We start from the raw sequence: 24,599 nt of genomic DNA, 5'->3' as shown, positions 1-24,599 counted from the left end.
CGATTTCTTTTGCGAGGCAAATGATGAAGAGAGGGTTTCACTTTGCGATTGGACTGGTTTTTCTGGTCACGGGATATGCACAGGCACAGTTATCCGGCGAGCCAGATGACTTTGTGAGGACGCACTTTGCGAAGTATGAATACCGCATTCCGATGCGGGACGGGGCGAAGATGTTCGCCGCAGTCTACGTGCCGAAGCCGGGAGCGTTCAAAGATGCGGGGCCCTATCCGTTTTTGATGACGAAGACACCGTATAGCTGCGGACCGTATGGCGTGGACAAGTTTCCCGCGCGGGTGGGGCCGAGTGCGGAGCTGATGGAGTCGGGGTACATCTTTGTGTGCGAGGACGCGCGCGGACGCTACGGGAGCGAGGGCGTGTTTTTGGAGATGAATCCACACATCGATGATAAGAAGTCGTCGAAGGATGTAGATGAGTCGAGCGACATGTACGACACGGTGGAGTTCCTGCTGAAGAATGTGCCGAACAATAACGGTAAGGTGGGAATTACAGGGATCAGTTATCCGGGGTTCTATACGTCGGCGAGCATCATCGATTCGCACCCGGCGATCAAGGCGGCGAGTCCGCAGGCGCCGATGACGGATTTGTTTTTCAACGATGACGGCTATCACGGCGGCGGGTTCATGCTGAGCGCGAACTATGGGTTCTATCGCGGGTTCTTTCCGCAGAAGAATCCAGTGATTCCGACGGCAGGGGGCGGAGGGTCTCGCGGTGGCGCTTCCCGAACCGAGAACCCTGATACCTATGCGACGTTGCTGGGGGCGGGGCCGACAGGGAATCTCGACACGGGCAGAGAGTACCTGGACGGCAAAAACTGGTTGTTTCACGACCAACTGATTCATACGACGTATGACGACTACTGGCAGAAGCGCGACCTCTCGCGGCACATGAAGAACGTTCATGCGGCGACGATGGAGGTGGGTGGCTGGTTCGACGCCGAGGACCTTTCAGGGCCGTTCAAGACGTTTCATGCGATCGATAAGTTCAATCCGGGCAACAGCAACACGTTGGTAGTGGGGCCGTGGACGCATGGTGGATGGTCGCGCACGGACGGCGATCGGTTGGGCGATGTTGTCTTCAATGCGAAGACGTCGCTGTTTTATCGTTCACAGATAGAGTTGCCGTTTTTTGAGCACTACTTAAAGGACAAGCCCGAGCCTGCGCTGCCAAAGGCTTATGTCTTCGAGACAGGAACGAATGTGTGGAAGAAGTATGAAGCGTGGCCTCCAAAACAAGCTGAGGCGAAGACGCTTTACTTCAGGGCGAATGGCGGGTTGAGCTTCGATGCTCCGGCGGAGAAGGCAGGGGTTGATCAGTATGTGAGCGACCCGGCACATCCGGTGCCGTTTGTCGGTTATCCGACGGACACGGTTCCGCAGCGCTATATGGATGATGACCAGAGGTTCGCGTCGACGCGGTCGGACGTGCTGGTCTATGAATCGGAGCCGCTAACCCAGGACGTGACGATTGTGGGGCCGGTGAAGCCGAGGTTGAAGATCGCCTCGACCGGGACGGACGCGGACTTTGTGGTGAAGCTGATCGATGTGTATCCGTATGACTATCCGGCGCCGGAGGGAATGTCGAGTGGGAATAAGCGGATTGTCGGCGCAGCCCCGGTGGTTATGGGCGGCTATCAGCAACTGGTTCGCGGCGAGCCGATGCGGGCGAAGTTCCGCGATAGCTGGGAGAAGCCGACGCCGCTTGTGCCGGGGAAGATGACGGAGGTGAACGGCGAGATGCCGGACGTGAACCATACGTTCCGCGTGGGGCATAGGATCATGGTGCAGGTGCAGAGCTCCTGGTTCCCGCTGGTGGATCGCAATCCGCAGACGTTCGTGGATATTCCGCAGGTGAAGCCGGAGCAGTTCGTGAAGGCGACGGAGAGTGTGTACCGCAATGCAGGTGCGGCCAGTGGGGTGGAGGTGCTGGTGTTGCCTTAACCCCCTCCTCTATGTATTTTCGCAAAATCCTCATAAATAAAGGTTTAGCGTTGGACTGATTTTGTAAAATCTTCAAAACATGAGGTTTATTCGTAAGATCTAGATAATAAAAGAGAAAGCCCGTGGGAGTTGTTCCCCGGGCTTTTCCTTGTCTGCTGAGTTCTATTTTAGCTGGTTGGGTGGAACTGATCGGCACTTTTGAGGGTGACCGGAAGTAGTCGGTTTTGTTTGGGTTGTTTGGTTTTTGGTGGGTATGGGGGCTTGACAGGATTTTCGCTCAAGCTCGCTGTGGGTCGTTCCGCCTTCGGCAGAGCGGTGGCCGCTTCGCGACGGCTGGATTACGGCACGGCTGAAGCCGTGCCCTTAACGAAACGGTTCGACCTTCGCTCGAATGCCCAATGTCGCGATGAAGCTGCGCCATGAATGGGGCACCCAGGTGATCCTCTTAGCCAGGAGGGCGTGTTGAGCTATGAAATTTCTCTATCACTACGCCCAAAAGATACCACCATGCAGTTCCTACTGTTCCCCATAGCAGAAGCCCGTAGGTCCAGCGGCCATCCCACATTGCTGAGAAGCCAATAGCTGAGACAGGAAAGTCAGCGAAAAACAGAATGTAAAAGCCCCAACGTGCTGGCCCATCAAGAAGCGGTTGTGGTTGAGCAGAAGCAGTCAGCCACGTTACTGCAAAGAGGAAAGCGTGTAGTGCTGGGGCAAACGATCGAGATATTAACAAGCTCATCCTTCCTCATGCATTATGTGGCATTGATAAAAACACAGATCCTTCGACTGTGTGGCTGCGCCACTCCGCTCAGGATGGCACTTCGTGATTGTTGGTGGAAGGGAAAAGGTGAGCAGTGGAAATGCAGGTCCTTCGACTTCGCTGCGCTTCGCTCAGGATGACAAGTTTGGGCGTAGGTTTGCTCACGGCAGATGCGGTGAGCACCGCGCCTTACTTCATCAGGCTTTGGCGAAGGGTTGTTCTAGCGAGGGGCTTTGTGGGGTGAACATTTCGCCTCCGTTTGGGGTGCAGACCCAATCGTCTTCGAGGCGGATGCCGAACTCGCCAACTATATAGATGCCGGGCTCGTCGGAGAAGGTCATGCCGGGTTCGAGCGTGGTGTTGTTGCCTCGGACGAGATAGGGCCACTCGTGTTCATCCATGCCGATGCCGTGGCCGAGGCGGTGGGTGAAGTATTTGTAGCCGGGGCCGAATCCGGCGTCGGCGATGACCTTGCGCGCGGCGTCGTCGACGGCGTGGCAGGGAGCACCTGCTTTGCCTGCGGCGAGCGCGGCGGACTGCGCCTTGTACACGATGTCGAAGATGCGCTTCTGCTTGCTGGAGGCCTTGCCGAGGACGAAGGATCGCGAGATGTCGGACTGGTAGCCTTCGACAGTGCAGCCGTCGTCGAGGAGGATGATCTCACCTTCTTTGATGACCTGCGGCTGGAGCGAGCCGTGGGGGAGCGCCGAGTAGGGGCCGACCTGGCAGGAGGCTTCGCCGGGAAAGCCGGTGCGGTCGTAGGCGGCGGAGATGAGCTGGGAGACGTGCTCGTTGGTCATGCCGGGGGAGAGAGAGCTCCACGCTGCCTCGTAGACCTTGAGGGTGTTGTCGTTGGCGAGGCGCATGAGCGCGAGTTCGGCGGCTGACTTGACGGCGCGGCAACCGGCGGTGACGGGGGTTCCGCTGACGGTGGTGAGCGTGGGGGCGGCGTGCTCGATGCCGTCGGTGAAGGCGAACTGGGTGCGCTCCTCGAGGCCGATGCGGCCGGTTGAGATGCCCGCGTCCTTAAGGGCCTTTGCGAGCAGCGCGTAGGGGCTGTCGTCTTCGTACCAGGTGTAGAAGCGTGTGGCGGAGGCCGCAGGCAGTGTGGCGGGCCGGGCGTCCATGCGCTCGCGGAGGCGGGCTTCTTCAAAGACGGGGCAGACAACGAAGGGGTTGCCCTTTGCGGGTAGCACCCAGGCGAAGAAGCGTTCGGACTGCTCCCAATGGAGGCCAGTGAAGTAGTTGAGCGAGGTCCCGGCGCAGATGACGAGCGCGTCGATCCTGTTTTTGGCGAGTAGCTCGCGGGCGCGCCCGATGCGGTGTTCGCGCTCTTCGAGTGTGATGGGAACGGCTTCGGAGCGGCGGTTGGTGAGCGCGGCGATGGCGGGAGGCAGCAGCTTGCCGCTGGAGAGGAAAGAAGAAGAAGGCTGCTGGGCCTGAAGGTCGAGAGACGGGGCGACGGCTGCCGCTGAGGCCGCGAGGAGGAAGCTTCGTCTGGATGGCATGTGCGGAATTGTAGCGAATCGTTCTGCTTGGGGGCGACGGTTATCGGCCGTGGTGGATGGAAGATCGTTGCGGGTGATAGTTTCAAGTCTGGCCCAGACCTCTGGTGCAACTCTTCAGGTGGAAACGATATGGCGATGATTACGACCGTTCAGCAACACATCCTGCAGCAGCAGCAGAGCCTTTTGAAGTCGACCGGGCGCGAGGCGACGGGCACGTTCAGCTGGCTGCTGAGCGGCATCACTCTGGCGACGAAGATGATTGAAGCGAAGATTCGCGCGGCGGGGCTGGGGGACGTTCTGGGAGCGGCTGGCGTGGAGAATGTGCAGGGCGAGCAGCAGCAGAAGCTGGACGTCTTCGCGAACCAGGCGCTTCTGCACTGTTTGGGACTGCGCGACAGTGTTGCCGCACTGGTGAGCGAAGAAGACGAGGAGCCGGTCACGTTCAATCGCGATGCGGAGACGGGGAAGTACATCATCGTCTTCGATCCCCTGGATGGTTCGAGCAACATCGACGTAAATGTGAATGTGGGAACGATCTTCAGCGTGCTGCGAAGGATGCCGGCGGAGTTGGGGACGCTGGAGGAGTCGATCCTGCAGCAGGGGTTCCGGCAGGTCGCGGCGGGCTACGTGGTGTATGGGCCGTCGACGGTGCTGGTGTATACGACGGGCAACGGCGTCCATGGCTTTACGCTTGATCCGAAGATTGGCGCGTTTGTGCTGAGCCACGAGCAGATGAAGATGCCGGAGCAGGGAAGCTACTACTCGACGAACGAGGCGAACGCCGCGGGCTGGCCTGAGGAGTACAGGCGCTATGTGGCGATGCTTCGCGAGGGAGGTCTGGGGAAGACGTACAGCTCGCGCTACATCGGCAGTCTGGTGGCGGACTTTCATCGGACGCTGCTGAAGGGCGGCGTGTTTCTGTATCCCCCGACGGAGAAGCAGGCGAAGGGCAAGCTGCGGTTGCTATATGAGGCGAACCCGCTGGCGTTCATTGCAGAGCAGGCGGGAGGCGCGGCGACGAACGGCGCGGGACGTATTCTGGACATACGGCCGGACGGCATACATCAGCGCACGCCATTCTGTGTTGGCAGCCGCCGCGAGATGGAGGCGTTGAAGGAGATGTTGTCGGAGGTTCCGGTAAGGTGAGCTTCGCGGCGGTGGTGGTGGATATTGTGGAAGAGAGCCGAGTGGCGGGGCGCCAGATGTGGCTGGTTCAACTGGATCGCACGGAGTTTCGCGTCGGCGATATGGGAACTTTGGAGGCGGTGGCGAGGAGCGGAGCGCGTTTGCCGGTTCCAGTGCTGGGAGTTGTGGAGCAGGAAGACGAGATATGGCATCGGGTGGAAAAGCCGCTGATGGCCGGGACGCATGTTACTGGACAGGTGACCGGAGTAGCTTCGAGTTGAGGGGAGCGCGTTCGTCGTTTTGAGTGGTGTTGTGCTTCCTGATACACTTACCGAAGTCGCTCAGGCCACGGTGTTGTCCCGGTTGTGCGTGAGTTTCTAAGGTGTGGGGCTGTAGCTCAGTTGGGAGAGCGCCTCGTTCGCAACGAGGAGGTCGTCAGTTCGATCCTGATCAGCTCCACCAAATAAATCAATCGTTTGCAAGAAAAACGTGGACACAATAAGAAGCGAAAAAGCTGCGTGGACACGATAAGGGCACACTAAGCAGCTTCCTCATTTCCCAGTAGCAAAGCTGCGAGTTTGCTGCCTGCATCCCGTTTCTCATCTCCTACCGTTCGAGCGTAGGTAGCAAGGGTCATATCCGGCGTGGAGTGCCGCATCAGCTCCATGCTCACGCGGAGACTGATGCCCATAGACAGCAGCAACGATGCGTAGCTACGTCGAAGGGTATGCCACCCTAGCTTGGGCTTGGTGATACCGGCGCGTTCGATTGCCGGAACTACATTCCTACGCCAGAGTGTTCCAGGCCAGAGGGGCTGCTTGCCGAAGGAAATCTCGGAAGCGAACACCCAATGGCCGGGGTCCGTGTACTTGGATTGCTTCTTCCATGTACTCAGAGCCTCAACAGCCGGAGGAGGCAAGGGAAGTGGACGACGCGAGGATTCTGTCTTAGGTAGACCCTCTACACCGTCAACGAATGACCTGCGAACATGCAGGACTGCGCGTTCAAGGTCAACATCCTTCCACTGTAGGCCGAAGATTTCTCCCCTTCGCATCCCCATGACAGCCGCAATGAGAAAAGCGGTGCGTACCGGCTCTACTCCATCAAGCTGTTTGAGGATTGCTGCGATCTCAGCAGGTTCCAGAATCTCAGGCTCTACGGCCCGTTTCCTTACCTGCCGGACGTTGGCAATGGGATTGGTCGGATACAGCTCGTAACGCATTGCGTGTCTGAATGCTGCACCAAAGACTTCTCTGACCTTAGCCTTTGAGCCATTGGCCAGAGGCAATGTCTTCAGCCAATCTTCGACCGCTACGGCCTTCACCTGTCCGAGCAAGAGAGTACCCCACTTGGGCAGGATGTAGTTGTTGAAGATATACAGGTACGCCTTGCGGGGCTTTGCTGCCTTGCCTGAGTCTTCTCCCAGTTCGCGTTCCGTGTAGTGCTTCACAAGTTCCGTAACCGTGAGAGATGGGTTTACATTGTGCTGCGGTGCTGTATTGGCAAGCTGCCTGTACTGTTCAGCTTTAGCCTGAGCCTGCGTTTTGTTCAATTCCTTGACGGTGCCCAGTACGACTTTCTTTTGACGTGTCCCTCCGGTTATATGGGGTTTACGCCAACGGTAAACGTATACCGCTGGGCCGTTCTGTCTCTTCTCAGTTATCAAAGACCCAGTTCTAAAGCGAGTGCGCTTATGCGCTATAGGTTCGATCATGCTGCCTTCTCCTGTTCGGGTTGGGCGGCGTGAACGGCAAACTCAGGATACCGTGAACCCGATGCAAGCCACTCTCGAATCTGGGAGGGAAGGAACATGATCTTGCGGGCCGAGAGTCTGCGGTGAGGGATACGTCCCTCCCTTGCCCATCGCAGGATCGTGACGGGGTGAAGGTCAATGACTTCCGAGAGTTGCTGAGCGTTGAGAGGCTTTTCGATTGTTGGATTGTCCAATGTTGGACCTATTGTGCCTGGGCATTACAGGCTTGCGCTCGTTCGTTACGGAGTGGGCCGAGGAAATCTTGGGCGCGACATCACCGCTTGGTGCCGGACGAGGTTAGATACAGATGCAAAGCGGGTCTGTATCTTGAACGACGATTGCATACGGTATATACATCACCCACGATTTCCACTCTTACCTGAGGCGTATGATTGGCGAATCCTAAATATACGCGCGTGTCACGTCGAAGACGCGGCACCTTCATGTCTAAACCGTAAGCAAGGGAGATAGGACTAGTGGGCAATGTTCGGTTCAAAGTAGGAGAGCACACAATCACAGCGAGAATAATGGCTCAAAACAGCCACACCTCCCGGCATACAGGGAAAGAACTCTTTGAATTAGAAGTTCAATTTACAGCACACGAGGCGCAAAGTGACTCGATACGAGAAGCACTCTCTGGTAAGGGATGCCTCTTGTCAGCGGATGGGGATACCTCCAAAGATGTCACTGTTCTTCTGTTTCAAAAAACACACAGCTACACGGATGGCAGGCCAATTCAATCGTACATTTGGACTCTGACCCAAGAGGAAGAACTCAAGGTCGATGATCTCCAATTGGCTGATGTAACTTTGCAACCGTACTGGTTTACGGAACGGTTTGACGAAGATGCGCTCATCATCAGTGCACGGGTTGAAGTTGACGCCGCAACTGAGCAGTCATTGAGGAATCTACCGCAGTATTTTCCGGTGATTCGGAAGGGTATATCAGATGAGCCGCGCACAATGCGATTCGGTCAAATTCTCTGGTCGTCAGTAGAGGAAGAGAAATTCAAGTTAGGTATAACAATTGTCGAGAAGATATATGACGAGCAGAAAAAGACTCCGGCCCTATTCCAGCCTCAACTTCGCCACATTTCAAACACTCTAGCTGTAGCTGGCGCAAGAATCGCAAAACTATTGGACATCTTGCAAGAAAAAGGGGTACTGACTGAAGAGGAGAGAGTCAGTATTGCAGAGGTTCCTGACGCAGAAAGACGGAAGCGAGTCGGTCAATTTGACCGTGTGGATGATTTGGATGCTTGGCTTGGTGACGACGACTAGGTTAGGCACATAACAGCATACAAAAGGCCCGCGCCAGATTTTTTGGTTGCGGGCCTTTGCTATTGATTGCCTAGCGCCTTCACGCTTTCATATCCTGCCGTACCCGCAGCGCCGACACCAGCAGCCTTAGCGGCGGCCTTGATTGCCCTTTGACGTGCCGCTATCTTCTGACTGTGAAGCCATGCGGCATCAATCTGCTGAATTAGCGTATCGGCGTGTTGACCGGCTGCCTGTTGCAACCGCCCAGAGTCGTAGAGCCGATTCAAGCGTGTGAAGGCTTTCTTTGCGTCGATTACTTCAGGCGTGCTTCCCGGCGATGCCAGTTCCGGGCGCATTCCAGATGCACTCATCTTCAACTGCCGGTCAAGATCATAGAGAGCCTGGGCCTGTTTCCAGTCAGCACGTGCAGAGTCAATGATTTTGGGATCAACCCCCGCCTGCTTTGCCTGCTCGAAAGTCTCAGCCTGCGACTGCTCTATCTCGGCCTTCCGTTTCAGGAGTGCGGATTCGTTCTCGTCATCCAATCCAGCGACTTCGCGCAGACGTTCATTGACGTTCTTTAGCGCATCGTCGAACCGCTGGAAGCGTCCATCAGTGGCCTTATCTAGCGACTGATACGCGGCTTTGCTGCGAGTGAGAATGGAGTCTGCCACCCTACCGGCAACATCACGGATAGACGCTGACGGAGACGGCGTAACGCCCGCGTCCTTAGCAATCGTATCGAGTACGCCACGTATACCCTGCTGTAGTGCTTGCTGATGTGAGTGAGCATCAAGGGGCTTCGTCACGGCGTCACGGACAGCCTTTGCAGCACGGGCGGCCTGCGTTGCGGTAGCGTCGATAGCTGTACCTGCAACTTCACCACCTTCGGGAGCGATAAATCCACCCGGAATAGTGGCGGCATCCAGGGCACCGCCAACTACGTCCTTCGTTCCTGCCCAACGCTTGCCTGACTGTCCAAGCTCCGCAGCGCCCTTTACAACCCGTGTTGGTCCGAGCAGCGGACTACCCATGAACTCAGCCGTCCCAGGGGAGACACCGCGCTCAAGTCCAGGAGCGCCCAAGAACTTCAAGAGAGCGCCAATCCTTGTATTCCCTGTGCCGTTGAGGAGGTCATTCTTCACATCATCTGCCCACTGCTCCACACGCCCGGCAACATTTTCAGGTTCCGGGACTGCGGAGATGCTTGCCGTCGGTTTGTACGGCTGAGGCTGTGACTGCGCGGCTGGTTGACCGCCTGTTGTCACAGTTGTGGGCTGGGTTGTCGGTCCGTCGAAGGTGACACCGGCAGGGACGCTCACAGTAGTCGCCTGATGCAATGGAGTATCGAAGGTTACGCCATTCGGTGTTTGATTAGGTACTGGCATTTACTGTGCGACTCCGTTGATTGGGACGTACTGACCGCTGGGCAACTTGTACCCGACGACTCGCCCCTGAGCGTCACGACCGATCTGAGCACCAGCAGGAATCTGCACCTGTTGTGTGTTCGTGTTGGCCGATGGCTGACGCTGTGACTGCTGCTGTCGGTAATCCTGTACGGTGGTCAGGCGGTCTTCATCGGCATAACGACCAGCAACTCCTTGAATGGAATCGAGAGCACCACTGAACTGGTCAGGATTCATACCGGGCTTGATGAGCGAGTCCATCTTCTTCAGAATTTCGCTGGAGAAACGTCCGGTGTGCATCTTGGTGGCCGCGCTGGTCAGAAAAGCAAGGTCGTCCAGATACTTCTGAGACTGTGCATCGCCGAGACCTGCCTTTGCGAGTCCTTGCTTGCTGCGTCCGCTGAGAGGTCCTGCGAGGTTGGGATTGTTTGCCACAGCCTGTCGGAGATTCTGAGCAATACTGAGTACCTGTCGTGCAGTGTCAGCGGTTTGTCGCTGCTGTGCTGTGGGCTTATAGGTTGATACTAGGTCCTGTGGGATTACGTTGCCGCTAGGGTCCACCAGCATCGACGGTGCCGCGTTATCTAACGACAGCGTTGCTCCGGTAATCGGGTTGCGACCAAACCGATACATGGCCTGCACGTCCGAACCCTCTGCAACAGCACGAGCGCGGGCAGCCTGAGCAGCTTTCTTAGCGCCCTGGGCATCAGCGAACTGAAGAAAGTTATGAGCTGCCTGTTGCTGCTCTCCCGTGAACTTCTTCGGTGCCGCAAGGACAGCGTTCGCCTTGGCTTCGGAGTCAATGACAGCGAAGTCAGCAGCGGCCTTACGATTCGCGGCTGACTGATCGTGTGCAGCCTCAAGAACTCCCCAGCCTCCGAATGCGGACGCGACTGCATCAACGTACTTCGCATCTGGATTGGGCTGAATAGCGCCGGTTTTCGGGTCACGCTTCGACTGCCCCATTGCCTGCAAAGCAGAAAACGGGTCCTGCAAGTTAGCTGCGTCATGCGAAACGTAACGTTGGAAACGCTGCATCGCGGCGTTCACGCCCGGCTTGCTGAAATCAATCTTGGTGGGAACCTTAGAAGCGTACTGCGTACCATCGAGCGAGCTGCGGAGATCGTCGAGACGCTGATCGGCGAGCGTATGTGAAGCCAGAACTTCATTGGCATTTTGTTTCATGCGAAGCGAAATCTGCACGCCTCCCCCGATCTTCGTGCCTTTCTGGAACCCAGGTACACCTCCATCGGCGTATCTGTCCCAGTCTGCTTGTGAAAGGGACGTAGGAGTGTTCGGGTCTTTGATTATGAGGTGGGTGGCCTCCCAACGCCTTGAACCGTCTGAGTTTGTGATCTCTACACGGCCTGCTACAGGGCCGAGCGCGTCAGTAGGACTGAGCTTGCCTGACTTCATCGCGTCCATTAGCTCTGCCTGCGTCATCGGTGTACCGCCGTTGTCGAGCAAGTCAGAATCAACGTCAAGAACGCCAGAGGCCCGGTTGATATCAGTCAGCTTGTCAATGGCTTCTGCACCGCGCTGTTCGGCTTCTGCTGTATTGAGAATGGCACGACTATTCGTTTCGTAAATACCTGCACGGCGAGCGAGCTGTTGTGACTGATTCTGGAAATCCTGTTGCGCCTGTTGTTCCCGCTGGGCTTGGGCCTGCTGAATCTGCTGCTGGCCTTGCTGAAAGCCAACTGCTGCGGCACGCCCTGTAGCGCCGGGACCGGTGACCGCAAGACCGCTAAAAGCGCCGGAGATCGCTTCAAGGGCGATAGCCATCCCGATGTCACGGGATGACAAAGGAACGGCGGTTCGTGTAGTTGCTCCGGTAGTGGGGTCGATACTTACGCTGTAACGAGGGCCGCCCGCGAGAGCCTGGGCGACATCACGCAGCAAACTTGCTTTCTTTACTGCCGGGTGTGCCGCGTTGTTGGTCACTACGGTATCGGAGCCATTAGACGTATTAGGTGCCGGGGTTGTGGGTTGCGGCTGCGATGGCTGCTGCTGGGGCTGTAGTGCGGTCGCAGGTGTGCCGGGCTGCTGCTGGGGTGAGTTGTCGTTGCTCGGCTGTACCGCAGCGGCATCTGACGGATTGTCAGCAGTCTGTGGCTGCTGTTCGTCGTTCTGGTCTGTAAACATTCGATTCCTGAAGGAGTGCGGAGCGTCTTATCACGGTTCTCACCGCTGTCCCAACGCTCCGCGTCTTGGCAGACTTTACGGGACAGACATCATTTCAAGTGATCGGACTTATCTATCCGTTCGCGGAACTTGTCGTCGAACTCTTCGAGCTGCGGCCAAGGTTATTCATAAAACCATCAACCGCAACCCCTCCCAGATTTCCAAGCGCTCCGCTTACAGCTTGCACCCACGAGTTGTTCTGGCTTGCGATATCGTTGGCTGTCTTGGCCTGCCCTTCGAGTGCGCCGGTCGCAGAGTTATCTACGTTCGTGGCTGGGTTGAATACGTTCGTCGTGCCAGCAAGATCATTGACTGCATTGTTGTAGTTCTCGCGTCCCTGCTGATAGTCGTTGAGGTTGATCTGATTCAGTTGGTCGGCGGTGTTCTGGGATGCGCTCGCCGCGAGCTTGGCTTCAATGCCGAGGTTCGCGCCGCTTACCGTGCCAGTATTTCCGCCACCCTGAGCTGCGATAGCGTTGCCGGTTGCGGCCTTAGCGTTCTTGTACGCAACTCCGGCATTTGTGATTGCCTGTGATTGAAGGGCTGACTTCTCCGCTGCGGAGAATCCTTCCTGATTCGGCCCGGCTGACACGGTGGGAGCGAGCGACGACACAAGGTCCGAGAAGACCTTAGAAGAATCACCAAAGACCTGCTGCCCTTGCTGCATGATCTGCTGGGATAGCTGCGTCTGCTGGTTATACGTTTGGGTCTGCTGTGAAGAAGCTCCGCAGCAAAGGTCCACTAGTCCATTGAACGCGTAGCCTTCAGAGTAGACCTCGACGTATCGTTTACCGTCCCACTCAAACCTTGAAAATGTGGTGATGTGCATTTGAATCAGAGAGCCTTTGTTAGGGTGTTGTCGCTGGCAACGAAGCCAAATGTTTCAACTGCGAGCTTCGTCAGTTCTGGGAAAGAACAGTCAATGGCGAGTTCAGTAAATCCGTTCGCACGCGCACGATCTGCAAGGCGGCTTAGTGCTTCTATAAGAACTTTGGCCGCACGTTCGTGGTCTACAGCGAGATTGATCGACAAATCGAGACGCAGTGATTTCTTACCTCGAATAAAAAGGATCGGAACCTCATCGTCTGAAACCAACGTGGTAAAACTACCGGGGACACTGACGTATCTCGTCAATTCATCCTCGGTGACGCCGAACGGCGTGAGCGATGGGAGATCATCTACTCCCAACAATTTTTCAGTAATCATCTGTATGTTTATGTCCGAGTGAATCTTCGACCCCGCGCCGAACGGTGAGTGGAGAACAGACGCGGGGTCGATTGCCGCCATACGTAGTGAGTACGTTAGACGGCGCTCGCGTATAGAGGGGGACGCGAGCGGAGCTGTTTATCGGTGGCTTAGGAGTCTTTCTTCAACCACTCGAAAATAGTCTTCGCCACTGGGAAGGCACGAGCATACTCTGTACTGGACATGCGGTCCACCTCCCTTTGGGTTAGCTCGCGATCCAGCCCAGTCGCATAGTCTCGGCCAATGTAAACCTTCGGCCCTGATGGTTGTGGTTTCGACCGTGTTACGTTCAGATTGACTCGGCGAGGCTGTTCAACGGGCTGGGGAGTAGGCTTCTTCTCCAGGATGCCCAAATCTCGCAATCTAACGAACGCCGCGTGAAGTGTCTCCGAGTCTACGATGCGAACGCCATTGCGACTGAGATAGTCGAGGATGCGTTCAGCGTTCCCAGGAGTCTTGTACTCCTGATACTCATGGGTGTCGGCAATGAACTTCTTGACTTCTACCTCATTGAAGGCATCCGCCTCTTTCGGGGACATCGACGCGGTACGCATTGCATCACTGACAAATAACTTTGGGTCACGATCATTCTGTACCCATTCCGACCAGTAAGCACGCTGCTTTTCGTTTCTCTCGTGCTCGCGTCGCTCGGCTGCGGCCTTTGCTTCGGCGGCCTTGCGTTCCGCTTCCAGGTGTGAGCGGTCAGCTTCGATTCGTTCCAGCTCTTCGGCCTCTCGGCGCGCTTTCAGCTCAAGACGTTCACGAGCGGTCATGACTTGATGGGTCGTTGGAGTCGGAGCGTACTTTGTTGGGCGTTCCCAGCCGTCCGCTTCGCATTCGGCGGCCATACGCCGCTCACTCGCTTCACGATCTTCAGCTAGTCGCTGTGCATCACGCTCGGCGGTCTGTCGGCGCTGCTCGGTGAGCAGTTCACGTCTGCTTGGCCGTTGAGGTCTACCGCAACCACCATTGCGGCAACGCGCTGCACCGCTGGTGAGCCTGCTCTGTGATTCCGTGCTCTGTGCGGCGCACAGAGAACAGGCCACTGTGTACCGTGGTTGGGGATGACGTTCGACCATCTCTCCAACCCGCAGAGTTCCAATCGTTCTTCCGGTCAAGTTCTCAAGACCGGGCATTACACGTGTGCCGGTCATCGTGTTCTCCGCTTCGGATAACGGTTCACCCTGAAGTAGATGCCGGGGTGAAGAGCCTTTGTGAAGAACGGTCCTGCTAGCAGGCGAATCAACTTCTGCTCATTAGCGCCAATCTGAGCATCATCGGAAAGCAGTGCTTCCCATGCCCTCACGAGAGCTGGGCGCTCCGGTTCTGGCTTTGACTCGATTATTCGTCGAACCGTATTCTCTACATCGACCGCATAATGGGCTGAGTCAGGACTCCAGCGGTTCGTATTGCTTCGGGAATCGGGATCGGGGTTTAGTGCGGAGATGATAGGCAAGTCCTTCACTGCCCGGTACGCAGCGACAACAAGGCCAACCAACCTTCGTTGCTCTTGCCAGCGCTCTGCTGCGCTGCTGAATGTTTGCCGGTCTGCGTTTACCGGCGCGATTGTTGAACTATTCACTACTCCTCTTTTGAATTTGGTACAGCGACAGCCCAGGGAACATCATCGACGCACCGCTGCGGCCGTCGTGCGGTCAGATTCTTGGGAATGCAATCTATGGAGTTTTTGGTGCTGCCCGTCCGCTAACGCTTGGGCGTATAGGTTACGCGGTGATTTGTCCTGAAACGTTGAGGGACGGATTATCAGGCCACACCAGGGACGGCGGGTGTGCCCGCTCTTGTGTCCCATCGGCAGCAATTTTTATGACGCTTATTTAGAGGCCGAATCAGGCCATCAGCTCAAGTTTTTTCATCTCTTCGATAATTTCTTTTCTCTCGTCTTCCTCACGTTTCGCCTGCTCGCTCTCACGGTCGAGTTCGGCAGCCTTTCGCTCGGCAAGGAATTGTGACTTCTTTGGAAGATCGTACACACGACGTATCACGGCGAATCGGCGCGTCTTCTGGCGCTTCATCCAATTCTTCGTCATGATCGCCGCTCGTCTATATAGCCTTGTCGTGATCTTTGCAGTGCCGCGCTTCTGTAGCTTCTCCACGTTGAGGAACACCCAGAGCCAAACTTCCTGCTCCAGCTCGCGAACCGTTTCTGGATAATCGTCGTACTTTGAAGGCTCTGCTGAATGGCCTAAGCCTTTCCAGATGGCATCAAGCACAAAGGGACGGGCTACATGCTTGATTGCGTAGAAACCAACGATGGGCAGGATGATCTCGGTTGTCCATGCTCGGAAAGCGGTATCGGTGAGATGGCCTGTGTAATCGGAGAGGTGTTTCGCGATACCGGATGTGATTTGCTCAACTTCATCAGAATTTATCCGTGGATCGCTCTGAGCGAGTTCCTGTATGAAGTCGTAATTACGAATGAATAATTGCTCGACCGCCGGTTGACGGTCTGATGCGGAAGAAGATTCCGCTGTGTTGAAATTGTCTGCCATGACTCCGTAATTTGAATTGTGAAAGGGAGCGTTGGACCCGCCCCTTGAAGCCATTACTGCTGCTGCGGATACCGCTTCTCAAGAGCACCATTGGCATCAGCGAAGGTGCTATTTGGAGTGATTTCGCCAGTACGAAGCATCTCCTCCGCGAGGTCGCGGAAATGGCTTGGGGTTGCTGCATCTGCGGCTTCGATCATCGCTACAGCTTGGTTTGGTGATGGTGTTTCATTGTTCATTTCGTGTCCTTTCTGTTGGGGTTCTTGTTCTCTCGACTCAGTTTCCCCATCAAAGCCGAGGTAAATTTGTAGAGGCTTTCGGGAGTCTGAAGATCATTTGATCGCCTGTATCTCAGTGCTACCTTCGCAATGCTCTGTCGAACGATGGTCTGTCCGTGGAGTGTTACCCAGAGCGCCCATTGATGCGGTTGAGGTGGGGGCACGGCGGGGAACAGCAGACTCCATGCTGAGTTCAGCTCATCGACCATATTGGTTATGTGATTTGTCATCTTTCTACTTCCCAAGCCGAAATAGCTTCAGCGCATCTTCGTCAAGATTGAGCCGAAGTTGCCGAGGTGTCCCTGAAGCAGTAACGATCTCCTCAGCTTCGAGAGAATTGATTGCCTCAACGATGCGTTCCGTTTTCCCTGTCACATGCTTCACGACATCACGATGGGATGCTGTCCTCTTGTCACAGTCGACGAGGTAATCGACTACTCGACGTGTGTAGACGTTGGCTTGCTTCTTTTCGGCTCGGTCATTGCGATCTGTGTTCCATTGATCGAAGCCAGCGCCTAATGAATAGCCCTGAGCTACATCGCTACCGGCGCTAACCACCATTCGCGTATCCAGAATCGTGGCGGGAATGGCACGCCCTACCCTTGTCTCACTGACGATCACACGATGGCCTCGCTCGTTCATCAACACGATGTTAGTGTCGGGCGCACCCCTCAACGCGGTTGAGCCTAGAATCGTGTCGAAGGGATCATCGCATCGCACCTTCTTTGCGTGCGCCAAGCAAAGGATATGAACCTTCGGAAAGTCTCTGGCGAGATCGCGGAGAAGGGTGATACCTCGAAGCGTAGGCATGTACTCGCTTAGATCAACGATGTTCAGGAACGGAGCGAGGTGGTCCACGATGACGAGCTTCACATCGGGCCTCTTTATCAATTCAGCGCGAATAGCCTGAACCGTTTCCTGCCGATCATGTGAAACACGCTCGACGATATGAATGGACGAGTGCTCACGAGGGTTATAGCCGAGAGCGCCCAGGCAGTTATCGACGTGCGATCTTGGGTCCTCTAACGAAATGAGCATCACTTCGCCCTGCGTGGTGTCCCGCCCTAGAAACGGCGTGCCGGATGCGACACATACTGCAAGGTGCCGCGACAACGATGACTTCCCAACCTTGGGCTTGGCACCGATGACTGACAGCCCGCCTGCGGTGAGGAGTCCATCAACGATGAACTCTGTCGGAGCGGCGGAACCATCATCTTGAAACGTACTGAAAGGGGAAATGATTTGAAGCTGGAAGGGCGCTGGCGACGCAGCGTCGGGGGTGTGATCTGACATTATTCTCCTGTTGGGGTTTGCTACTAGGTACTACTGGTCGTACACCGTGGATAACGGCGTAGCGGGTACGCTCGTTTCCCGCCCGTGTGCTTTGACACGGGGATGATTCACACATTTAGTGTTTTTCTGCCTCAAGGGCATATTTCCCAAAGACACATCCCCCACAAGCAATGGGAAACAGGGAAACAGGGAAAGATATAAAGAAAAAACCCTATATTCTTTCTCTTAGAGGATTTCTATTTCCCTGTTTCCCGTTTCCCTAATGCTTGAGGGGGAGGGCGGGCGTAGCAGAGTTACACCTATCCGTTTACTCGCGGGACAAGTCCAACGTGCGGGAAACTGTGTGAAACAAAATGCCCACCAAGAAGGTGGGCTGTCACTGTACCGGCAGAGAAGTTTCTCTACACTTACAGTATCCCATGCGTGTCAAGGCCCTCTCTGCGAGGAATGAGCGAACTCTCTACAGTTCGTTACCAGACATCCGCCAGAGTCTTCGGTGGGCGCTCGACTGGCACCTTACCCTTGTCCATCCACTTCAGCGCCGTTGCCGGTAGAACCGCTGCCAGTAATCGTGGAGCGTTGTGGGCGTTGATCTTGAAGGCATGGCGCGGGTCCAAATGCGTATCAAATACCTCTTGGCAGGCGGCCAGTCGCTCAAGCTCCTCGTTGGATTCATCCACGACGATTGTAAGCAGCACTCTTAGTAGCTTCCTACGGAGCACGATCTTTTTGGCCTCGTGCAATGTGAAGCGATCTGCTCGGCGGCCCGTGATTCTCTCGACGTAGAAAGGCCAGCATGTGCCAAAAAGGCCATCCTTAGGACTCATTAGCTCTGCAACCTCATCGTCATCGTCTGCAACGCCCTGGGCCTCCACTGCGGATAGTTGAAGTTGTACAGCGTGCGCCGCAGCATTGCTACGTTCTTTCTCCGTAAGGCTGGTATTGGCGATGATCGCTCTCAGTCCTTCGATCTGTTCATTACTCATTTGGCTGGCGTTGGTCCCTTCTGCTTCATGCTTGCCAAGAACCTCGCTGCGGCTTCTTCGGCAGTCTCGTGGGCCTCCGACGGCGTGTTGGTCGGTGTCGGTGCGTCCGTTGTCTCTGTGGCCCGTCGCTGTGCCTTACGCTCTTCCTGACGGTCGTGGCGGTCGTAGACCCCCAACAACGTTTCAGTGGCGCGTAGCCGTCTTTGCTGCGGTGTTTTCTTATCGGAGATGATCTCCTTCAGTGCGGATACGATCTCGCGGTATCGTCTTCGGTTTAGTCTTGCTGGCATTCTTATTTACCTCCCATTACTTAGAGGTCGAGACGGCTCGAAAACCCATATATTTGTGGCCCTAGCTATGTACACATAACCGGCACGTATCGGGACCGAGAGTGTCTTCTGGCACCATTGCAGCGTGTATAGCCTGGGACTCAGACGGGACTCCTGGGTCCCCTTTGACACGGTTGGGTTCGATTCGATCAGGCCACGCTGTGCGGCGTTGTGGACCAGTGGGTTACGGGGCGCTCCCGGCCCACGTGCCAGACAAGAGATTCCTTAGGGACTCCTAGAAGGGGACCCGTCGAATCGAGGACGCACCGTCTCAGCGCTCGGTAATGACCATCCCCCGCACTGGCGAAACGATGCTCAGAAGACGTGAGGCAGCCAGCTTACCGGGAATAAATTCGACAGTCCCTATCTATTTTTCGTAAACCTGCTAAAGCAGCTTGACAACTCCCAAAAGGCACCCTACTATCAATGCAGGTTTACAGCTTTACGGAGGGACTGTGCGATGGCGGTCTATGGGTACACCAGAGTTTCGACGGTACGGATGGCTGAAGAGGGAGAGAGCTTAGGGGCGCAGCAACGCCGTTTGGAAGGCTATGCCATGATGCAAGGAATGCAGGTGGACAAGATGTTCGTAGAACGTGGTGTCTCAGGCTCTACGCTCATGCAAGCGCGTCCCCAGGGAGCAAAGCTGCTCAGCATTCTGAAGCCCGGCGACGTGGTTATCACGCCGAAATTGGACCGCATGTTCCGGTCGGCACTGGACGCGCTGGATGTACTCGCGAAGCTGAAGGATGCCGGTGTCTCACTTCACATGATCGACTTGGGTGGTGATGTGACCGGTAACGGCATCAGCAAGCTCGTCTTCACAATCTTGAGTGCTGTTGCTGAGGCCGAGCGTGACCGTATCCGTGAACGCATCCGCGATGTGAAGGCAGACCAGAAGAAACGCAACCGCTACCTGGGTGGGACAGTACCCTTCGGCTGGGCGCTTGGTGATGATGGAGAGCTAGTGAAGGATGACGCCCAACAAGCTGCTATCCGACGCATGAAGGCATTACACATAAAGGGTGAGTCTCTACGGGCGATCTCTGCTGCGCTTGCTGATGACGGCTTCACTGTCTCACACGCAGGAGTAAAGAACATCCTTGACGCTGGTGGAGAGCTAGCAACAGCGAAGCGACGCTGACCACCCCTGCATCTCACTTTCATCTGCCCCTGCTTCGGCGGGGGCTTTTTATTGCTCAATCTGACGTATGTGTGTGGTATTCGCCTGTTTAGCTTGGGTAATGAGTAATTATGAAACACTGTGTCATTCGTTGCGTGATGAAGCAGAGAAGGGAGGGATACGGCCTGGCTGCCCTTTAGTGACTGTATAAAGGCAAGCAGCTCTTCGGGAGACATAGCTTTGAGTTCATCGATGGCTTGAGTTGTCAGAACCTTATCGCTCATGGAATCTAGCCCCCTCATGTTGCACGTATGAATCTCCAACAGTCACAATCGCGTTTGAGAGGACTTCCCGAAGTTCTTGGGTAAAGTCTTGTCTTGAAGGTGCGTGGTTGGGCTTGAGACGTATGCAGGTCAAGCCCATGTCGGAGCAATCTAGGGTTGTAGGCATCATCCATTTACGCAGTTCCTTATCGTGCCGAAGTGCCCTGCGTATTTCCAGGCCGAAGTATCCGGTATTGGTGTTGACGAAGCCGGGAGACAGCCCTCTGTTCCGTCCATGCCCATGAATCAGACAGAGTCCGTACTGTCCCATTTCCCAAGCTAGCTTGCTGGATGATGTTAGAGAGGACATCTGAGTCCACGATGTCCGCTGGGTAATATCCATGCAAATCGATTGTCATATGTTTGGAACTCCACCCTCCGCATATATGCGGCAATTAGTCGGCGTACTGTGTACGTCGGAATACGCCCCTCTACTTCGGGCAACATTCAAGAGTCGGGCAGGATGGGGTTCCAAGGGAAAGGCTGATACTTGCCCGACTGAAAGCTAGATTAGCATGTCGGCGTCCATAAATCAAGTGTTTTCAATGATGTACGCATTTCTATCGTAATGCGGACAGAAAGAGGACCCGGAATTATTTGCCGTGTAGTGCCTAACCTGTGCTAATGTTTTCGTGTAGTGCCTAACCAAAGATGACGTTCATCAGAAAGAAGCTAATCAAGGGAACTGTCTATCACTACCTCGTTGAGAACTTCAGGGAGGAGGGTAAGGTACGCCAGAAGGTCATAGCGTATCTGGGGCAGTTTGATGCGGTCGCTGATGCTTACGAGCACTGGCGAGAGCAGCTAAACGAGGTAAAGAGCGTAGAGGGGAAAAAAAACGCCCGCGAAATGCTCAAGAAGTTGAAGCAATATCTATAAAACGGATTTCACAAGGAGGGAAGTATGGGAAGGAGTCAGCAGAAGAGAATGGAGTGGGGAGATTATGCGGTGGTGTATTTTATTCAGTCCATGCCCATCGGGGAGTCTGCTCCCAGCGATTCTAAAGAGATGGTCGAGAGATATGGACGGAGCGAACTGCGACCTCTGTTAGACGAAGCAATGCAAGCTGCTAGTGAGTTGTTCGGCGGGTGCAATTCATCGCTGTATGAAGTTGAGCGGCTAACCATAAAAGAGGGAAGTGTTGCTGCTCGCTTCGACCTTACGCATGAGGAAAAACTAGAGCAGATTCGCCCTCTGCGAGAGAAGCGTGAGCGAGATGCAGATAAGCGAAGCGAGAAGCGAGCGCGGGAGTATGAGGCGAGGTGGGAAGCGGAACAAGAAAAACGAATATCTGCTGCGGTCGCTGAGACTATGGCTATCTCTGATGAGGACCGCTCCTGGGCGAGCAAGCTCAAGATAAAGCTGGACTAAACCAGTACACGATACGCATGGCCTGCACAAAAGATCGAGCGCAACCGACAGATGACGGCGGATGCAATGCTATTCGCCGCCGTCATCTGACGACAACGCGTCGGACTCGTCAATTGGCAAAGCGAGGTCCATCTGGTCATCATCGACTGTCTGCTCTTCAGGAACCTCTCCAACGTAGCTCAAATCAATTCGCCTTTTTATAGGATTGAGGCTTTGAATCTCCACTATTAGACGTTCATTCGGGATGAATTGCTCCATCCTGATAAACCCTAGTGGTAAACGCTGTGCAGGTATCAGGCCTGATATACCTGGCTCCAACTCCACAAAAACACCGAAGTTTTTCGCGTTTACTACTCTGCCGACGAATTGACCCTTAGGCTTATAGCGCACAGCCGCAGCAGTCCACGGGCGCGTGGTAAGGGCGCGTTCTAGTCCATTTATGCCGTTGATGGACATGGATAGATCAGATAGCTTCTCATAGCTTGTAGAGTCGACCACTGCGCCGACAGCAGTCAAAGCCTTTGCCCTCTCGCCTTGCAGAAAGTCCGTCACAGCCCTAGCGTTGGAAACTGCGATGTCGGAGTCGTAGTGTGTCTGCAAGTTTCGGATATTGTCGGCGACCTTCTGCGCTGACTGCTCGTCGTAAAAGTACGTGTCTTCAGCGACCGAGGCGAGGTACGTCACGCTCGACATGAGATCAAGATGAACGAAGCCTGCGGGCGCTAGGCGTATTAGCACTTCGTCAGACGTTACTTCATCATTGAAATCTTCAGTCGTGATGCAATGCGCCCTCGTCAGATACCCTACCTCACGACGCAGTATCGAGGGCTCTATCCCAAACAACGCGAGTTCATCGATAAGACTCTTTACGGAGAAGTAGCCTTTGAGACCTGCCGCGTCCTGCTGATTGAACCGACTGAAGAGCCATCGAAGAATCAAGAGCCGCGTGAAGTGGCTAGGGTTTGCGTCCTTGGCGTCTGCGGCAAGTAGATTCTTGATGTACGACTTGTCGCTGTCATAGAAGCGTCTGTTCATCCTGAGAAGCACACGCTCTACGAAGCGTAAGGGCAGAGCGAGCTTTCCTTCCGCCTGTCTGATACGGAAGATCACGTCTTCAGTGATGTGCCCGCTCGTGCAGATTTCTAAAAACATCTCCAACGCTCTACGAATGTTGCGCCCTGAGAGTCCAAGTATGAGTCGTCGCAGATGATGATCGTGTTCAAAGATCGCTTGAACAATGGTCGTCAGATAGTACGCTTTATCGCTCTGGGGATATTCAACACGAAAGCCATTGGGCAGGTCGTAGTGAAACGTGGTCGAACCTCTCTTCTTCAAATCGTTCAGCGCCATCTGGACACGCGAAATCAAGACGTGCTGAAACGATGGCGGCTCGATCCTAAAAACAAGGTCTTTCAGCGCAGTGTCTAAAGGTGGCTTGTCGCGATAGTTGTCGTAGGTCTCTTCGCGCAACGGCAGGATTACGAGTGCTCGGAACTCGCGCTGAGTCCACTGGGCTACTTCGAACATGAGGAGCTGATGGTCCAATGTGCGTTTGTCACAATTGTCGACTACGATCACCGGTAACTTCGCGCGTTCGGTTGCACAATACCGGGTGTATGCGACCGCTTGTTGGTGCAGGTCGTCTAAAAGCTCTGTGAGCCGGTCCGCTAGCTTCAGGTTATAGAGGTTCTGATCATGCTTATGCAGTGCGCCGACGCCCTTTTCAAACTTGTGAACCTCTACTGAGAAAAGAGCTTTGATCGTGTCTAGTTCGTCGAAGTCAATTTTCGGATAGGCATCACGACAGCCGAGCACGATCTGCAAGCGAAACCAGTTGTAGATTTCATCGGCGCTGATGGGCGCGTTGTTCATGTTCACCCTGATCCAAACGGTCGAATCGATCACTTCTTTAGGCAGAGCAGAGTATTGCAAATGATCGATGAAGGTGGTCTTGCCGACGCCAACACCGCCCACAATCAAAAGCACCTGATGCTCCAGTTGTTTGCGTTTGTCCTCTTTGAACTCCTTCAATAGTTCTCTGGGGTCCGACGTATCTTCAAACGGCTTCGAGGCTTGCTCCGATGGCGGCCTCGAAGCTCGAATCACCTTGTCAATCGGGTCCACATAACGTTGACGGCGTCGTGATGCTATGTATCCCTCCTTCGCTATACGTATGCGGTCCTCGATAGAGGCAGGGTTGAAGATGTTCGCGAACTCTGCGGAGATCGTAGCGCCGAAGGTATTGTGCCCAATCTCTTCCTCTTGTATCGCCAGGCCACCGATCATCCTTCGCGGCTTGTACATGTGGCTTGGCTTTACCGCAGCACTGACCTTTGCGTAATCGCGTGACAGAGAGGTATTGTCAAGCAACTCGTGCAACTGACCCATCTTCACCGAAGACGGCGATAGCTCAGCAAAGCTCATGTCTATGGCTGGCTTGTCATGATCCCAAGAACCCGCGAGCCATCTTTCGCCGTTCGTGGCGAGAACCTTCATCAACGGATTGGCGCCGGATCGGAAGATCGCATTCACCTCAGCCGCATACAATCGTGCCTCACGGAAGGCGTTATCGACATCCTCGCCGGGGGCCTTAGCCTCAATGACGGCTAGCGGAATGCCTCCAATGAGCAATAGGTAATCCGGGAAGTACGATTTCTTGTCGCTTCCCTTGCCTATCGTCAAGCGTTTGATGTTCAGCTTCGTAAGGATTTCATTCGCCGGAATGCCGAACCCAAAGGGGGGATCGGCGACCAATAATGGGTACACCAGCTTTTGCTCGACATCACTCTCATTGACGAGAGTGAAGAAATCAGGTAGCTCAAACGTCATCGATAGCCTCAGTTTCAAACAATTTCCGGTATGTCAGAAGTCTAATTCCTGCACGAGGATGGACAGCCGATGGGATGGAAGGAAGCGTGCGAAGGATGCAAGCCGGAGAAGCTCTGAGACTAGAAGGCGAACAACACGCCGATGCCGTTCACGCCGGGTTATGGGCATGGTTCAGCGTGTTGGAGTAAGTGGATAAAAAGCAAAACGTGGGCACAATCAATCTGGGCACAACGTGGACACGATAAGGATTTACATGGGCTGTTTTCCGCTATTTTGTGCCCGCATGTGCTTATTTAAGTTATTGAAAATACATGACTAAGCATTTTCGCAACGAGGAGGTCGTCAGTTCGATCCTGATCAGC

The 24,599-nt window shown here is 54.9% G+C and carries 21 protein-coding genes and 1 tRNA gene; 8 read left to right on the top strand and 14 right to left on the bottom strand.

The window, feature by feature from the left end; translation table 11 throughout:
* Positions 1-23: 23 nt before the first annotated feature.
* Complete coding sequence (locus JSS95_07050) at positions 24-1,958, top strand: CocE/NonD family hydrolase (protein ID MBS1799568.1); 1,935 nt, start codon at positions 24-26, stop codon at positions 1,956-1,958.
* A gap of 957 nt (positions 1,959-2,915) precedes the next feature.
* On the opposite strand, the gene JSS95_07045 is transcribed toward JSS95_07050, so the two are convergent.
* Complete coding sequence (locus JSS95_07045; protein ID MBS1799567.1) at positions 2,916-4,226, bottom strand: aminopeptidase P family protein; 1,311 nt, start codon at positions 4,224-4,226, stop codon at positions 2,916-2,918.
* 129 nt (positions 4,227-4,355) lie between these two features.
* On the opposite strand from JSS95_07045, the gene fbp reads away from it, so the two are divergent.
* From fbp to JSS95_07030, 3 genes are all read left to right on the top strand, one after another.
* Entirely contained in the window at positions 4,356-5,372 is a 1,017-nt protein-coding gene (gene fbp, locus JSS95_07040; GenBank protein MBS1799566.1) for a class 1 fructose-bisphosphatase, read from the top strand.
* Positions 5,369-5,632, top strand: coding sequence for a hypothetical protein (locus JSS95_07035; GenBank protein MBS1799565.1), 264 nt, complete (start codon positions 5,369-5,371; stop codon positions 5,630-5,632). Before fbp ends, JSS95_07035 begins: the two co-directional genes overlap by 4 nt.
* Positions 5,633-5,737: 105 nt before the next feature.
* Positions 5,738-5,813 (top strand) — tRNA-Ala (locus JSS95_07030).
* Positions 5,814-5,889: 76 nt separating this feature from the next.
* Here JSS95_07030 and JSS95_07025 read toward each other — a convergent pair.
* Together JSS95_07025 and JSS95_07020 are read right to left on the bottom strand one after the other, a co-directional pair.
* On the bottom strand, positions 5,890-7,065 hold the full coding sequence (locus JSS95_07025) for a site-specific integrase (protein MBS1799564.1): 1,176 nt from the start codon (positions 7,063-7,065) through the stop codon (positions 5,890-5,892).
* Positions 7,062-7,298: a helix-turn-helix domain-containing protein gene (locus tag JSS95_07020; GenBank protein MBS1799563.1), complete on the bottom strand. Its 237-nt coding sequence runs from the start codon at positions 7,296-7,298 to the stop codon at positions 7,062-7,064. The genes JSS95_07025 and JSS95_07020 overlap by 4 nt, the downstream gene beginning before the upstream one ends.
* A gap of 333 nt (positions 7,299-7,631) precedes the next feature.
* On the opposite strand from JSS95_07020, the gene JSS95_07015 reads away from it, so the two are divergent.
* Positions 7,632-8,384, top strand: coding sequence for a hypothetical protein (locus JSS95_07015; protein MBS1799562.1), 753 nt, complete (start codon positions 7,632-7,634; stop codon positions 8,382-8,384).
* Positions 8,385-8,443: 59 nt separating this feature from the next.
* On the opposite strand, the gene JSS95_07010 is transcribed toward JSS95_07015, so the two are convergent.
* From JSS95_07010 to JSS95_06965, 10 genes are all read right to left on the bottom strand, one after another.
* The gene (locus JSS95_07010; protein MBS1799561.1) at positions 8,444-9,751 is read right to left on the bottom strand and encodes a hypothetical protein; all 1,308 of its coding nucleotides are present in this window, start codon (positions 9,749-9,751) and stop codon (positions 8,444-8,446) included.
* Positions 9,752-11,914 carry a hypothetical protein gene (locus tag JSS95_07005; GenBank protein ID MBS1799560.1) on the bottom strand — a complete coding sequence of 721 codons (2,163 nt, stop codon included), beginning with the start codon at positions 11,912-11,914 and terminating at the stop codon, positions 9,752-9,754. It lies immediately after the preceding gene.
* A gap of 112 nt (positions 11,915-12,026) precedes the next feature.
* On the bottom strand, positions 12,027-12,782 hold the full coding sequence (locus JSS95_07000) for a hypothetical protein (GenBank protein MBS1799559.1): 756 nt from the start codon (positions 12,780-12,782) through the stop codon (positions 12,027-12,029).
* A 5-nt stretch (positions 12,783-12,787) separates the two neighbouring features.
* Entirely contained in the window at positions 12,788-13,159 is a 372-nt protein-coding gene (locus JSS95_06995) for a hypothetical protein (GenBank protein ID MBS1799558.1), read from the bottom strand.
* Positions 13,160-13,308: 149 nt separating this feature from the next.
* The gene (locus JSS95_06990) at positions 13,309-14,352 is read right to left on the bottom strand and encodes a hypothetical protein (protein MBS1799557.1); all 1,044 of its coding nucleotides are present in this window, start codon (positions 14,350-14,352) and stop codon (positions 13,309-13,311) included.
* A gap of 693 nt (positions 14,353-15,045) precedes the next feature.
* On the bottom strand, positions 15,046-15,708 hold the full coding sequence (locus JSS95_06985; protein MBS1799556.1) for a hypothetical protein: 663 nt from the start codon (positions 15,706-15,708) through the stop codon (positions 15,046-15,048).
* A 53-nt stretch (positions 15,709-15,761) separates the two neighbouring features.
* Positions 15,762-15,944 carry a hypothetical protein gene (locus JSS95_06980; GenBank protein ID MBS1799555.1) on the bottom strand — a complete coding sequence of 61 codons (183 nt, stop codon included), beginning with the start codon at positions 15,942-15,944 and terminating at the stop codon, positions 15,762-15,764.
* A 273-nt stretch (positions 15,945-16,217) separates the two neighbouring features.
* Complete coding sequence (locus tag JSS95_06975) at positions 16,218-17,276, bottom strand: AAA family ATPase (GenBank protein ID MBS1799554.1); 1,059 nt, start codon at positions 17,274-17,276, stop codon at positions 16,218-16,220.
* Between the two features lie 470 nt (positions 17,277-17,746).
* Complete coding sequence (locus tag JSS95_06970) at positions 17,747-18,262, bottom strand: hypothetical protein (protein ID MBS1799553.1); 516 nt, start codon at positions 18,260-18,262, stop codon at positions 17,747-17,749.
* Entirely contained in the window at positions 18,259-18,552 is a 294-nt protein-coding gene (locus JSS95_06965) for a hypothetical protein (protein MBS1799552.1), read from the bottom strand. Before JSS95_06965 ends, JSS95_06970 begins: the two co-directional genes overlap by 4 nt.
* Before the next feature lie 499 nt (positions 18,553-19,051).
* Here JSS95_06965 and JSS95_06960 point away from each other — a divergent pair, with 499 nt between their 5' ends.
* The 3 genes from JSS95_06960 to JSS95_06950 all read left to right on the top strand — a co-directional run bounded on the left by JSS95_06960 (position 19,052) and on the right by JSS95_06950 (position 21,408).
* On the top strand, positions 19,052-19,735 hold the full coding sequence (locus tag JSS95_06960) for a recombinase family protein (GenBank protein MBS1799551.1): 684 nt from the start codon (positions 19,052-19,054) through the stop codon (positions 19,733-19,735).
* A 953-nt stretch (positions 19,736-20,688) separates the two neighbouring features.
* Positions 20,689-20,916: a hypothetical protein gene (locus JSS95_06955; GenBank protein MBS1799550.1), complete on the top strand. Its 228-nt coding sequence runs from the start codon at positions 20,689-20,691 to the stop codon at positions 20,914-20,916.
* A gap of 24 nt (positions 20,917-20,940) precedes the next feature.
* Positions 20,941-21,408: a hypothetical protein gene (locus JSS95_06950; protein ID MBS1799549.1), complete on the top strand. Its 468-nt coding sequence runs from the start codon at positions 20,941-20,943 to the stop codon at positions 21,406-21,408.
* A 69-nt stretch (positions 21,409-21,477) separates the two neighbouring features.
* Here JSS95_06950 and JSS95_06945 read toward each other — a convergent pair whose 3' ends face one another.
* Entirely contained in the window at positions 21,478-24,237 is a 2,760-nt protein-coding gene (locus JSS95_06945; GenBank protein MBS1799548.1) for a S1 RNA-binding domain-containing protein, read from the bottom strand.
* Between the last annotated feature and the right edge of the window lie 362 nt (positions 24,238-24,599).

It is taken from the genome of Acidobacteriota bacterium (assembly GCA_018268895.1).
GTDB lineage: Bacteria > Acidobacteriota > Terriglobia > Terriglobales > Acidobacteriaceae > Edaphobacter.
This window is presented reverse-complemented; position numbering and strand designations above follow the sequence as displayed.